The following is a 14,184-nucleotide window of genomic DNA, read 5'->3' as shown; positions in this document are numbered from 1 at the left end:
CAAGGATTGAGCTTCGCTTACTTTCTGCGGCGTGCCGCGCGGTATTGGGGCAGCCGCACGGCCGTCATGCATCGCGACCGGCACCTGAGCTTCCACCAGCTCGATGAGCGCTCGACGCGCCTCGCCAACGCGCTGCTGGGCCTGGGCCTCGCGAAGGGCGACCGCGTCGCGGTGCAGTCGCGTAACTGCACGGAGCTGGTCGAAATCGAATGCGCGCTCTACAAGGCAGGACTCGTAAAGGCCGCGCTGAATCCGCGCTTCACGCTGCACGAGGCTGCCGATGTCGTCGAAAACTGTGCGCCGCGCGTCATGATCGCGGGTCCCGGCTACACGTCCTATACGCGCGAATCGGCCGGCTTTGCTTCGATCGAGACATTCATCGCGATCGGCGGCGATGCCCCCGGGTACGCAGCCTACGAAGCGCTGATCGAGCGCGCGAGTCCGTGCGCGCCCGACTATCGCCCGCAGGCGGACGACCTGGCCGTGCTGCACTTTTCGTCGGGCTCGAGCGGGCGGATCAAGGCCGCCATGCAGACCTACGGCAACCGCCTCGCGTCGCTGCGCAAGATCGTGCTCGGCATGGACAGCCCGGCGCGCCCCGGCGACCGCCTCGCGCTGATCGGGCCGGTCACGCATGCCTCGGGCATGTTGATGCAGCCGTATCTGTTCAGCGGCGCGACGCTCGTGCTATTCGACGCCTTCGAGCCGGCCCGCTTTATCGACGACATCGCACGCCTGCGCATCACGCACACGTTCATGGTGCCCGCGATGATCAACATGCTGCTCGGCGAGCCGGCACTCGACACAGCCGATCTGGGCAGCCTGAAGATGCTTGGCTACGGCGCGGCGCCGATGGCGCCGGCGCGCATCGAAGAAGCCTGGGCGCGCATCGGCCCGTTGCTCTCGCAAGGGTACGGTGCAAGCGAATCGACTTCGGGCGTGACGCGCCTGTCCATTGCCGATCACTCAGACGCGCTCGCGAACCGCCCCGCGCGGCTTGCGTCGTGCGGGCGGCCGCATGGCGAGACCGAGGTCTGTGTCGTCGATGAACTCGGCCGCGAAGTCAGCGGCGAGACCATCGGCGAAATCGTGATCCGCGGCGACGACGTGTTCCGTGGCTACTGGGGTGCGCCGGAGCTGACGGCCGAGGTGCTCGTCGACGGCTGGCTGCGCACAGGCGACCTCGCACGCGTCGACGAAGAAGGCTTCATTTATCTGGTCGACCGGCGCAAGGACATGATTATCTCCGGCGGCTTCAACGTCTATCCGACCGAGGTGGAGGCGACGCTCTACCGCCACCCTGACGTGCTCGAAGCCTGTGTGATCGGCGTGCCCGACGACCGGTGGGGCGAAGCGGTCAAGGCCGTGGTCGTCTTGAAGCCGGGGCGCGAGACCGCCTCCGAGACGCTCGTCGCGCACTGCCGCGTGCAGCTCGCCGACTACAAGCTGCCCCGCTCGGTGGCCTTCGTCGCCGACCTGCCCAAGAACGCAAGCGGCAAGATCGCCCGCAAAGTCGTGCGCGAGCACTACTGGCAAGGCGCCGCCCGGCGCGTCAACTAAATCACAGGAAATTTCATGTTCGACCACCTGAACGGCCCCGCATTTGTCGAGACGCGCGAAGGCATCCGCCGCTTCGTCGCCGACGAGCTCCAGCCAATGGAGCGCGAGCTCGGTCTTGGCAGCGAGGATGTCTGGCCTAAAGAGACGCTGCAGCGCGTTTGGCGCCGCTCGGCCGAACTCGGCTACTACGCGTCCTGCCTGCCGGTTGCGCTCGGCGGCAAGGGGCTCTCAATCCTCGAGCAATGCGCGCTCAAGGCTGACCTCGCCGCTTCCGGTGCCGCGCTCGCGCCGCACGTGCTCGGCGACCTGGGCGGCCCGCCCCGCGTAGGCAACATGCTGAAATACGCGACGCCCGACCAGCTCGAACGCTATTTCAAGCCGGTCATGCGCGGCGAGAAGTCGACCTGCTTCGCGCTGACCGAACCGCATTCGGGCTCGGACGCGCAAAGCATCGCGACCGTCGCCATCGCAGATGGCAACGATCTGGTGATCAACGGCGTGAAGCACTACATCAGCGGTGCACCATTCGCCGATTTCGCAATCGTGATGTGCGTGACCGATGCAAGCGTGAGCCCGCCCGCCATCACAGCCGTTCTCGTCGATCTCCACCTGCCCGGCGTGACGGTCGAGCAGCGTTACGTACCGATGTCGGGCCAGCACATCGACGCTGATATCCGCTTCGACAACGTACGCGTGCCGCGTGCGAACGTGTTCGGCGGCGAAGGCAATGGTTTCCGGCTCGGGATGTCGCGCATCAACGTGAACCGCCTGCTGCATTGTCCGACGATGCTCGGGCTCGCGACGTCTGCCTACGAGGCGTCGCTCGACTATGCACGCGAGCGACGTCAGTTCGGCAGCCCCATTGCGCGCTTCCAGGCAATCCAGCACATGCTCGCCGACATGGCGGCCGCACTCTGGGCCTGCGAGAGCATGATCGCGCAGACCGCGATGCTTGCCGACGCAGGCGACGATCTGCGCATGAAGGGCGCCGCCTGCAAGCTGTTCGTCTCGGAGCGCTGCTTCGAGGTGGCCGACAAGGCGGTGCAGATTCACGGCAACGTCGGCGTGACGCGCCACCACCCGATCGAGCAGACATTTCGCAAGCTGCGCATGTTCCGCATCTTCACGGGCACGAGCGAAATCCAGCGCAACACGATCGCCCGCGCCATCCTCGAGCCCGCGCAAGCGGCGGCCTGAACTTCCCTTCCCCGCACAAGAAAGCTCAAAACATGGCACACACGAAACCGGACTGGTCCTGCCTGAACGGCGTGAAGATCGTGGACGCAAGCCGGTTGCTGCCCGGACCGCATGCGACATTGATGCTGAGCCAGCTCGGCGCCGACGTCGTGAAGGTCGAGCCGCCCGGCATCGGCGACCCTATGCGCATGCTCAGTCCCGAACTGTTCGCGCAGCTCAATCGCGGCAAGCGATCGGTCGCGCTCGATCTGGAAATGCCCGAAGGAAGGGCGGCCCTCATCGACCTGATCCGCGATGCCGATGCGCTCGTCGAAGGGTTTCGGCCAAGCGTCATGGCGCGGCTCGGGCTCGACTACGCGGCGCTCGCCGCGGTGAATCCACGCCTCGTCGTGTGTTCAATCTCGGGCTTCGGGCAGACCGGCCCCTACGCGGACGCGGCGGGCCACGACCTGAACTATCTGGCACTCGGCGGCTTCTGGTCGGTTCCGGTGCAGGTCGACGACCAGGTGACGCGTCCACGCATCCGGCTCGCTGACTACGCCGCGTCGAGTCATGCGGCGCTCGCCATGACCGCCGCGATTCTCAGCGCGCGCACAAACGGGCGGGGGCAGCACCTCGATGTATCGATTCACGACTGCGTGATGGCATGGACTGCACCGGCCGCATGGGCGTCGCGCGAATACGCCGAGCATCCACTGGATTCGCCGGGCGTGATGCCCGAGAACGATCTGTTCGAGACGCGCGATGGACGGCACCTTGCACTCGGCATCCTCGAGAACAAGTTCTGGCTGAACCTGCGCGAGGCAATCGGCGCCGACTTTCCCCCGCTGATGGACGAACGCTTCGCGACACGCGCGGGCCGTCAGCAACACAAGCGTGAGGTCAATACGCTGCTTGCGCAGATCTTCGCGACGCGACCACTCAGACAATGGCTCGCGACCCTGCAACGTTTCGACCTGCCCGTCTCACCCGTGCTCGACGCGCGTGAACTGTTCGACGATCCACACGTCCGGGCGCGAGGCATGGTGCGCGAAGTCGCGGCCGACCGGACGATCGCATGCCGCTTTCCGGTGAAGTTTTCACTTGGCCTGCCCGACGGCGACGACGCCGTCCCGTTGCTCGTCGAGCCGGGTACATAAGGCGTCGACCACAGTACGCCAATCAATGATGGAGACAGTTGCGGTGAAAAACGAAAGCCCTACGTACAGACCGGTTCGCGCATGGTCAATCGCGCTCATGCTCGCGCTGATGATGCTGGTGAACTTCCTCGACAAGGTAGCGCTGGGACTCGTCTCGGTACCCATGATGCGCGAGCTTCATCTGACGTCTACACAGTTTGGCGTGATCGGTGGCAGCCTGAGCTGGCTGTTCTCGATTTCAGCCGTGATCGGCGGCATCGTGGCGAACCGCGCCTCCACGAAATGGCTGCTGCTCGTGATGGCGGCTGCCTGGACCGTGCTGCAATTGCCGATGCTTGTCGCCGGATCAATCTGGAGCATCCTCGCGTGCCGGGTGTTGCTCGGCGCGAGCGAAGGGCCTGCCTCCCCGGTCGCCGTGCATGCGCTCTACAAGTGGTTTCCGGACGAAAGGCGCAATCTGCCGGTCGCGGTGCTTTACCAGGGGAGTGCATTCGGTCTGCTCGTTGCGGGACTGGGCATTCCCGTGGTCAGCGCGCACTGGGGCTGGCGCGCGAACTTCCTCGTGCTGGCCGCGCTTGGCGCGCTCTGGTGCGTCGCCTGGCTCGCCCTCGGCGCCGAAGGCCGCCTGAGAACGCGAGCGCACGCCACGGGCCACGCGCGTGTGCCTTACGCCTTGCTGCTCACCGACCGAACCGTGCTGGCTACATGTGCCGGTCACTTTGCCGCGAACTGGATTCTCGCCATGACGCTCACGTGGATTCCCACGTGGCTGCAACTCGGCATGGGCTACGAAGCGCATGCCGCCGGGCGCATGTTCGCGCTGTTCGTCGTGATCACCTCGCCGATGAGTCTCGGGCTCGCCGCATTCTCGCAGCGCTTGCTCGGACGCGGCGTGCCTTCGCGGATCGGACGAGGCGCGTTCGTCGCGGCGGCGCTCATCCTGGCAGGCGCGTTGATCGCCGCGCTGAAACTGCCCGGTCTGCCGCCGATGGCGAAGTTCGTGCTGCTGACGATCGGCAGCGGCCTGACGCTCGTGATGTACTCGATTGCACCCGCCATGCTCGGCGAAGTGACGCCCGATGCCCAGCGCGGCGGCATCCTCGCGCTGAGCAACGGATTCTCCTCGCTCGCGGGACTCGCCTCGCCTATCGCAACCGGCATGCTGATCGACCAGGCCGGCGGCTCCACCGCGCATGGCTTCGACGCAGCCTGCTTCGCCTGCGGCATCGTGTTGTTTGCCTGTGGCGTGCTTTGCGCGTTCTGCCTCAATCCACAGCGCTCGGCCATCCGCTTCGCGTGCGCGGCAACCGAAGCGAGGGTCGATTACCCGCTCGCCGATCAGCGCTAGCCGTCGTCACACGATCGCTTCGGGGCGCATTCCGATATTCAATTAACTAGCATGACGAAATAAATAAAATGATCAAGGAGACACATGAAAAAGATATTACTGGCCACCCTCATCGGTGGCGTACTTCCGTGCACGTCTCACGCGCAGTCGAGTGTGACGCTGTATGGGGACATTGGCGGTGGCGTGCGTTGGACGAACGGACTGAAGGGCGGCGCGTCCTTTGGCTTCAACAACAACATTGTTGCCGGCAACCAGTTCGGCTTCTTCGGGAAGGAGGATCTGGGCAATAACCTCAAGGCGATTTTCAAGCTTGAAGGTGCGTTTAACAGTGGCACCGGCGCACTCAAAACGGCGGGCACGCTGTTCTCCCAGGCCGCGTTCGTGGGTCTGACCGGCGATTTCGGCCGCCTTACGTTTGGCCGCCAGCTCAACGCCAACGAAGACTTCGCCATCCTCGTCGACCCCGCCGGCGGACAGGGACAGTCACTGGCGATCGAACCCGGTGTCGTGTTCGACGCGAACTACTTCACGCTCGATTCCCGCTTCAACAACACTCTCAAATATCTCGGACAGGCAGGCGGCATGCGCTTCGGTACAAGCTACTCGCCAGGCGGCGTCGCGGGAAACACCCGCGCAGGCACCAACTATTCCGGCGCCGCCATGTATCAGTGGGGGCCGGCATTCGGCGGCGTTTCATACCAGAAAACGTGGAACGCCGCTGCAACCCAGTGGGCGCAAACCTTCCAGACTGGTGGATCCTTGCAGGTCGGACCTGCCCGCATCTATCTAAGCTACGCCGATCTCGAGGTCAGCGCTGCGAATGCCAATGCACCAAACCGGCGCGACCATATTCCGGGGGGCGGTGTCGTATGGATACCGACTGCCACGCTCCAGTTCACTGCCGCGTTCTATGACGACATCGCGAGCCATCTCGGCAACGCGCCAGCGGCGAGCGGTCACAAGTTCACGACTTACGCGATCTCCGAATACTTCCTTTCGAAACGGACCGAACTTTATGCCGAAGCCGACTACAACGGCTTCTCAGGTGCGTACCGGTTCGATCCATCGAATATCGCGGCGCTCGGCATGGCGTCCGGCACGCGGTCGATGACCGGTGTCTCGCTCGGGCTCATGACCCGCTTCTAGGCGACTGCCCTCATTATTCTTGACGGATGCATACGACAACATGAATACCGTAATTCGGATCCAGCGGATTCTCGCCGTGGCGATGTTCGTCACGCTGACCGGCAACGTTGCGGCACAAACGCGGGACGCTGCAGTGGGCAGCGCGCCGGCCGCAACATCGGCCATGACCGGACGATCAACAAAGCCCCTCGACAGGAAGCTAGCGCATCGCGTTGCGAACGTACTCGCCCGCACGCGTGGGCTGAATTCAGCTCACATCCTCGTGCACGCGCGAGACGGCCAGATCACGCTCTCCGGTTCTGTCACCGACAGCGCGCAAATTCCGCTCGCACTCGACGCTGCGAAGCAGGTGGACGGCGTCGGTAACGTAGAGAATCGCATTCGTGTCGCCGGGGCGTCGCTGTAGACGACCCGGGTCCACCTGACCTTGAGGAGCACACTGCCTTGAATCGAGAAAAATATCCAACAAACCGTTCCTCCCACCTGTTCATTGCCGCCGCATTGCTGTGCGCCAGCATGGCGCCAGCCGTTGCCGTTCGCGCACAAACAGGCGGCACCTTCGCCGATGGCGCCGAGGCGCGCGTCATGCAGGGCTTCCCGCCCCCCGACAACGAACTCGTCACCCGAAAGAATTCGCTACGCTCTCCTTTTTTGCGCTGGTCGTTGCGCAATACGCGCATGCTGATCCCAACCGCGAACGTACAACGTTCAGCCGAGCCGTTGCCGTTGCCGGACGGGCGAAAGCTTGATCCCGACATGGTGCAGTTCACGGTAGACGGCACCACGCTCACGCTCTCGGACTATCTCAGCCGAACGCGTACCGATGGCTTCATCGTTGTTCACGACGGCCGGATCGTGATGGAGCGCTATTTCGATGGATTCGGCCCAGACCAGACGCACGCGTGGGCGTCTATGACGAAGTCGGTAACCGGGCTTGTCGCGGCACAGCTGATCGCCGAGGGCAAGCTCGACCCCGACGCACCGCTCTCGAGCTACGTGGCGGAGCTGGCCGGTACACCTTTTGGCGAGGCTACACTTCAGCAGAATCTCGACATGGAAGTGGCCGTCCGGTATCCCGCGAACCTGCCGCCCGACCTGGGTCTCTTTGGCGCAGTCGGCCTCGTGCCCCGCGCTGCCGATGCGCCCGATAGCATCTATGGCTTCCTCAAGGTCACGCAGTCAGCTCCCGACGTGACCAACGGCCATGTGTGGTACTACCAGAATGGCTCCCCGGAAGCTGTGGCCTGGGCAATCCGGCGCGTCACGGGCGAATCGTGGAGTGAACGAGTGTCGCGAACGCTATGGAGCAAGCTCGCCGGCAATGATGCTGATGTTGTCGTCGACCACACCGGTACCGAGATGGCATGCGGCGGATTCAACACCACACTGCGCGACGCGGCACGCTTTGCCGAACTGGTGCGCAAGGGCGCGGCCGGCAACACTAGCGTGTTCCCTGCGGTGGCGGTCCGCCTCGCCCTGAAACCGACACAGAATGCAGCGGCATTCGCGCGCGGCAATCTCGCGCAAGGCCGCCCTGGCTACAGCTACCACGACTACTGGTACCAGATCAACGACGGCGACGGCTCGTTTGCTGCAAGCGGGCGCTTCGGCCAGGCCATCCTGGTGAATCCGCGCGCTCGCCTCACGATCGTCAAATTTTCCTCCACGCCCGACGAAGAAGCACGCCCGACGAATGCTTCGGGTGGGGCAATAGCGCACGCGCCGCTCGAAACGGCAGATGCGTTGCACCAGGCGATGTCGGCAATTGCGAAGACGCTCGCAGACCGCCGGTCGCAATGACCCAGCATTGTGGCGTATCGCCAATGTCGCTTTTCCCCGTCCGCTCGGGCGGAAGTGACCCATGGAATGGAATATTTGCTAACCGAAGGACGACCCCGGCGCCGCGCCTGCCGCACTCAGGCTTGTTTTCCCGAAGTGCCTCGTTCGCCGGGGCACAGGCTGTGCATTCGGGGCAGTCCGCCGGACGTGTCTGAGGCAGTCGGTAGGTCTGCCCAGACGTCCGTTGTACGTCAGGACAGGCCGCTCGATGCGCACCGGATTGAATGACTGTTCAGGGTCCGTCTGCTGCCACCGGTCGAGTACCCACGCGGGCCGGCCGGAGGACGAGGACGGGGCCGCTCCTCGCACGGCGTCGGGGAGGTGAAATGCGACTGGACCGATTAGAGATATTTTCAGTCCAGCACCGTGTCTGGTGCGAGCAGGCAGTCATGAAAACACGCGAGACCGATCCCACCGTATTCCACGCCGACGCTGGCCGGCGACAGCAGCTACATAGCTATCAGTCCGGGCCGAGGGAAGCACCAACTTTACTTCGCGAACCTCTCAACAAATTGATTTTTAAATCAAATAATACTTCAAGATTCCAAAAATACACCTCAATTCGGAGTTTCTGCTTTACTTCGCACAACGCAACATCTTTACTCCAGCGGACGCGTTGCGCTCTCGGTTTCGGCCAATGTCCGTCCTACTGCACGCCGCGGGTCGTCCCCCTAGCCGTGCGAACACGCTATTGCGCGCCGGGCTCGCCCGCGCCGTCTGGCTCTTCTGCAATTTCTGCCCCTGCCCTATGCCAGTATTCATCGGTGTGAGCGTCGGGTGATCCCGCTTTCTCCCACAACTCGTACGCACGCCGCCGGATGCGCTCTTCCCGGGCACTGTCCGCTGGCGTCCCTTCTATCCTCGTCGCACCGCCAATCGCCGGCGGATCGCTGGCCGGAAAGGTCCCCTCGACAGCTTTATCGATCTGGGTTTCCGACTGTTGAGCCGGGCTTTCTTGTTCCGTCGCCTTCGTTGCCATGTGAGCCTCCGTTGCAGTCGTCAACCGTAGAGCAAAGGGCGTTCCGCTACCCGGATTGCCGGGAACGGACGTGCCGCACCCATAGCTGTGCCGAAACGCCAATTGGCGACGACGAACCGCAAAGGAATCGACCATGACCGAAGCACCATTGTGTTGCCCCACTCCGCGTCTGGCAAAGAGCCCGCCCCGACGCCCTGGCTCACAGCCGAAATGAGCGATCCGGTGCAGCTCTGTGTGGGAACGGCGCAGCGCATCGCCGAACTCAACAGCCGCGCAATCGATACGACGATCAACGAACAACGGTCGGTAGACCTCGAAAAAGCCGACGAGCGATCGCCGTTCGCCGCGTGGTGCCTTCCAGGCGAGCTTGGCGCTCGCAGGCACCGCGACCCCCCCCGCATACCGGCGCCACGTCAACGAGATCATGATGGACGCTGTCATTGAAGCAGTGAACGAGACCCAGGGCCGCTCCTTTCGGTTGAGAGTTGCGATGGCCTTGAGCGCATGCCGCGTGCCAACGCCTGGAAACGATTGTCGTGAATGCCGGCGGGCCAGCTTTTGCACCCCTCTTTTTCTTAACTGCCCTGCCCGCCTCGCCTCAACCTTTGTTCAGGAACGTCGTCAAGGCCCCAGCAACGCCCGTACCCTGGCTCCCCGGTCGACTGCGGCGGAAGTGAGATGCCCTGGGCCGAAGGGCGAACTCAGGTCGGGGCACCGGTCGCAGATCTCACCACACCCGGCGGCGCGCGCAATCGCGCATCCTTGCCATTAAGGCGCCCCGATCGGCGGCACGCCCGACAACCCCATGTCTCGCGTGTGAAACCCGATGGGGGCAACGTCCGCGCTGGCATTCTTCCCGCGCATAAAACCATCAGCATTTCCGGAACAGTGCGCCCTCCTCACGGCACGCCCATTGCGGCAGGCGAAACAGGGGCAGCACTTCACTAGCACTCGCTGCCGCCCGAATGGTCGAGCATGATACCGAGGGAGCGCCCATGGCCAACGTGCTGCTCGTTGACGACGACCCCGAGAACGTCTGGCCACTAGCGCTTGCGCTGGAGGAAGATGGTCACCGGGTGACCGTTCTGGCTGGCGCGCACGGTGCCGTCGCTTTCATGCGCCGGGAAGTTGTTCAGTGTCTTATTACCGACTATCAGATGCCGGACATCGACGGCATCAAGCTGTGCCAGATGGTGCGGGCCAATCCCGCCTTCGCGCAATTGCCCATCGTGCTGCTTTCTGCGGCTCCGGAGCCTGACTGGTGCCCCCCGTGCTGGTCCCGGTTCCTGCGAAAGCCAGTGCAGATGAGCGAGCTGCTCGACGCCGTGGATGCGTATGTGGCGCCGCGCCTAACCGGCGCGAAGTTCCGCTCTCTTTCCTGGCACATGGGGGGAAGATTCCAACACTTGGCGCCGGCGAGGTGGGCGCCCGTGAATACTGCCTGCGGACCGTAGCGGGGAGAGCCGCCGAAAGCTGGGACCTTCGCAGTGAGCGCCCCATGTGCTTGCGGCAATATCACCAGTCTCGTGTGGAGCCGGCTGACCCGGTCTTGAAAAGGTGTGAGCGAACCTCGAAACAAGGTTGGCAGACGAAGAGAGCGTTACGCCCGGCCAGCCTATATCTTTAGGATTCCTCTTTCTGGCGATGCGGTAGCTGACCGAGGGTTGGCATGCCCTTGTGAGGACGGACGTTGTTGGCCAGCGTGCGCGCGTTGCTCCTCAGGGAACTGGAAACGGGGTTCACGTTCCACCACAGCGCAATTGGGATGCGCAGCAGCTGGCAAACGGCTAGCCATTTTGACAGACACGACGAGCTACGCCTAACTGATGCCAGGCGTCGATCGCCGCGTGACTGGCAAGGTGACAGGCCTCCATGACCGACGCGTTCGATGAGCTCGTGCCGCACGGTAGCTTCCATGCGGTGGCGCTACAGGACTTCGTAACCAAACCGGCGGCGATGAAAAATATGTAGGAATGCAAATCAAAATGCGATAATTGTTTTTATGTTAAATCCGATACGTGCTTCTTAGAAGCGAGTGATTTCAGGCGTTGGTTCGATCGCGGTAGGGATGCCCATTAGACTGGCTCGCGCCGATGTTTCCGGGCGAGGCGCGCGCGACAAGCCCAGACCGCTCTGCGCGGCTTCCAGCCGGGAGCTCACATTGAGTTTTTCGAAAATGTTCTTCAGATGCCACTTTACTGTTTCGGGCGCAACGCGCAGCGCCCGGCCGATCTCCTTGTTCGACAAGCCGCGGGCAATATGATCGAGGATCTCGATTTCGCGCGCGCTAAGCAGATCCGACGGGACACGCGGCGTAACGCCCTCACTCCGGTGATTGGTATCGAATGCGGAGAATAATCGGTCGAGGTACGTCGGATCGAACGATGCAACGTTGGCCGTCGTGCCCTGCCATCGCTCCAATATCGCACGCAGCGGCGCGCCTTCATCCACCAACCCGTTAATCATGCCGGTGGACTGCGCAATCCCCAGCGCGTGCTCAAGCGCGTCAAACGCCCGCACTCGCTCTCCTTGCTGTTCAAAGGCGAGCGTCAGCAGGATCGAGATGAGCGCGTCGAGATACCATCTGCCTGAGTCGGTCACCTCGCCACGCAGCGTTTCGAGCAGCGTCACCGCGTCACCCGCATGCCCATGCGCAAGCAGGAGGCGCGCGCGCATCATCGAGTGGCTGGCCCATATTTCTATTAAATTGCCCGTGCGGGGCGAGCGTTCCGGCGGCATGGCAAGGCGCAGCGTCTCAGCTGTCTGCCTCGCCTGAGCAAGCCTCCCCTGGCCGAGATACAAGCGCACCGCCTCGGCATCGCACCCCACCCGCAAACGCAGCCATTGCCGTGCGGCCGCTACCTGCCGCGCGTCCTCGAGTACCGCGTGCGCCGATCCGACGTCGCCGCCGCGCGCGTAGAGCCGCGCAGCCGAACACGTGTAACGCAGCAGCGAACCCATTGGACAGGTTTCCATCGCGATCGAGGTGCGGCCCGATACCATCTTCTCGGTGCGCGTGAGATCGTCGCGCTCGTAATAGATCGATGCCAGATAGCCCGCGGGAAGCGCGGCGGCCGCCGAATCGCAGCCGAGTGCACTTTCGGCCCGCGCAAGCGCCGCCTCGAGAATCCGCAAGGCATCCTGCAACCTGCCTTGAACGAGCTCAGCGAGTCCAAACATGCTTTCCCGGTACACGTCGGCGTAGAGCGGCACCTGATTCGCGTCGCCGCCTGTCGGCGTCGACGTCTGAATCCGCCGCACTTCGTCAAATTTTCCTTCGGATAGCAAACCAAATATTTGCGCCGTTTCGGTAAATCGACTCACCCACGGCAGGTTTGGCAGCGCGGATGCCGCCGCCTCTTTGACAAGCACAAGCGCGCGCGAACTGTCGTCGTCGAGACCAGCGATGATCGCACCGAGCGCGTTGACCTCTGCCGGCAACGCGGCATCGGCAAGCGCTCCGGTGGCACGCCGTTGCGCGATCTGAGCTTCGAGGGCCGTCACCTCGCGCGCCGCCTCGGCGGTTTGCAACGAGAGCGCGAGCGCCCACGCCTTCGTTAGACGCAGCCGCAGCCGCTCGTGCACGAGCTCGGGCGGCAGCTTCGCGATCCAGCCCGACAGCGTGCGGACGTCGCTGCGATTCACCATCACCGTTGCGCAGTTTTCGATCCAAAGCGCCGCGAGCTCCATTTCGCCAGCCGCGAGCGCGTGCCTGATTGCCTCGGGCCACAGCCGCGCCTCGGCAAACCAACGGCTCGCGCGCCGATGCAGGCCAGGCAATAGCGCTGGCCATTGGCGCGCTATGCGACGACGCAGCGCGTCTAAGAGCAGCGAATGATACCGAAACCACTGCCGTTCCTCGTCGAGTGGCCGGGTGAATACGTTGTGCCGTTCCAGCCAGTCGAGCTTCTCCCAGCTGCGTGCGCCTTCGCCCATCACGGCATCGCAGACGCCCGCACCAAGCCGATCGAGAATCGACGTATACAGCAGGAACTTCAGCATCGGCGCCGGCAGCCGCGCCAGGACCGTGTCGTCCAGATAGCGGTCGATACCCAGACGCGTTCCCGAAAGCGTGCGAGCGACCTGCGCCGCATCGGCCGTGTCGCGCAATGCGAGCGAGGCAAGCTGCAAGCCTGCCACCCACCCTTCCGTCGCTTCATTCAACAACTCGACGCTGGGACGGTCGAGCGACACCCCGCCTGCCTGGCGGAAGAACGTCTGGGCGTCGTCGACGGAGAACCGCAGATCGTCCGCATCGATGCGCAGCAGTTTGCCCTGGGTGTGCAATTGACCGAGCGCGAGATCAGGCTCGCCGCGTACGCCCAGCAGCAAGTGAAAGTTCTGCGGCGCGTAGCGCACCAGCCGCGACACCATCGCACGAATAAGTCTGGAGGGCGAACGGTCGAAGTCGTCCAGCACAAGAAAGACCTGACGGCCGCAAGCGGCAATTTCGTTGAGCAGCACGGAGACGATCGTTTTTCCTGGCGCCATCAGATCGTTGCGCAACAACTGCTGCGCTTGCTGTCCGATGTCTTCACAGGTGCTGCACAGCGCACCCACCAGATAGGCGGCAAACTGCTGCGGATCGTCGTCCTCCTCGTCAAGGCTCAACCAGGCCACAAGGTGCTCTCTTGCACGCAGCGTCTCGCTCCAGTCGGCAAGCAACGTCGTCTTGCCAGAACCCGCCGGTGCGATGACAACAGTCAGCCCCCGATCACACGGCTCGCCCAACCGTTCGAGCAGCGCCGTGCGACGCACGATGCCGGGCAGCAATCGCGGCGGCGTCATCTTGGTCTGGACCAGGGCCACGCTCCAGGTCAGATCCACAGTGTCTCTTTGAGCTCCCACGCGTGTCGATTTCGTTCAAGTGTTGGCGAGGCGTATGCTACGCATCGCCCTTCTGGTTGTGACCAAGGGTTTCCCCCTCCTCGCTGCGCGGCGGCACCGTCTTTCGGTGCGCGCCACTGCCCCCCGCC

General features: G+C 63.6%; 10 protein-coding genes. 8 read left to right on the top strand and 2 right to left on the bottom strand.

All coding sequences use genetic code 11. The features are described from left to right. Positions 1-6: 6 nt before the first annotated feature. The 7 genes from M3I53_RS31065 to M3I53_RS31035 all read left to right on the top strand — a co-directional run bounded on the left by M3I53_RS31065 (position 7) and on the right by M3I53_RS31035 (position 8,190). Positions 7-1,560, top strand: coding sequence for an AMP-binding protein (locus M3I53_RS31065; RefSeq protein WP_254319649.1), 1,554 nt, complete (start codon positions 7-9; stop codon positions 1,558-1,560). Between the two features lie 15 nt (positions 1,561-1,575). Next, on the top strand, positions 1,576-2,757 hold the full coding sequence (locus M3I53_RS31060) for an acyl-CoA dehydrogenase family protein (protein WP_254319648.1): 1,182 nt from the start codon (positions 1,576-1,578) through the stop codon (positions 2,755-2,757). Between the two features lie 32 nt (positions 2,758-2,789). After that, entirely contained in the window at positions 2,790-3,896 is a 1,107-nt protein-coding gene (locus M3I53_RS31055; protein WP_254319647.1) for a CaiB/BaiF CoA-transferase family protein, read from the top strand. A gap of 43 nt (positions 3,897-3,939) precedes the next feature. Further along, positions 3,940-5,244, top strand: coding sequence for an MFS transporter (locus M3I53_RS31050; protein WP_254319646.1), 1,305 nt, complete (start codon positions 3,940-3,942; stop codon positions 5,242-5,244). 84 nt (positions 5,245-5,328) lie between these two features. Continuing rightward, a complete protein-coding gene (locus tag M3I53_RS31045; RefSeq protein ID WP_254319645.1) occupies positions 5,329-6,390 on the top strand; it encodes a porin in 1,062 nt (353 codons plus the stop codon). A gap of 40 nt (positions 6,391-6,430) precedes the next feature. Next, positions 6,431-6,796: a BON domain-containing protein gene (locus M3I53_RS31040; RefSeq protein ID WP_254319644.1), complete on the top strand. Its 366-nt coding sequence runs from the start codon at positions 6,431-6,433 to the stop codon at positions 6,794-6,796. 38 nt (positions 6,797-6,834) lie between these two features. Further along, positions 6,835-8,190 carry a serine hydrolase gene (locus M3I53_RS31035; protein ID WP_254319643.1) on the top strand — a complete coding sequence of 452 codons (1,356 nt, stop codon included), beginning with the start codon at positions 6,835-6,837 and terminating at the stop codon, positions 8,188-8,190. A 727-nt stretch (positions 8,191-8,917) separates the two neighbouring features. On the opposite strand, the gene M3I53_RS31030 is transcribed toward M3I53_RS31035, so the two are convergent. Continuing rightward, positions 8,918-9,772, bottom strand: coding sequence for a DUF2934 domain-containing protein (locus M3I53_RS31030; RefSeq protein WP_254319642.1), 855 nt, complete (start codon positions 9,770-9,772; stop codon positions 8,918-8,920). A 431-nt stretch (positions 9,773-10,203) separates the two neighbouring features. On the opposite strand from M3I53_RS31030, the gene M3I53_RS31025 reads away from it, so the two are divergent. After that, positions 10,204-10,662, top strand: coding sequence for a PleD family two-component system response regulator (locus tag M3I53_RS31025; RefSeq protein WP_254319641.1), 459 nt, complete (start codon positions 10,204-10,206; stop codon positions 10,660-10,662). 571 nt (positions 10,663-11,233) lie between these two features. On the opposite strand, the gene M3I53_RS31020 is transcribed toward M3I53_RS31025, so the two are convergent. Then, the gene (locus M3I53_RS31020; RefSeq protein ID WP_254319640.1) at positions 11,234-14,035 is read right to left on the bottom strand and encodes a LuxR C-terminal-related transcriptional regulator; all 2,802 of its coding nucleotides are present in this window, start codon (positions 14,033-14,035) and stop codon (positions 11,234-11,236) included. Positions 14,036-14,184 lie beyond the last annotated feature (149 nt).

The sequence above is a fragment of the Paraburkholderia sp. CNPSo 3272 genome (genome assembly GCF_024206495.1).
Classification (GTDB): Bacteria; Pseudomonadota; Gammaproteobacteria; order Burkholderiales; family Burkholderiaceae; genus Paraburkholderia.
The sequence above is the reverse complement of the archived record's forward strand: the minus strand, read 5'-3'. Positions and strand labels throughout refer to the sequence as shown.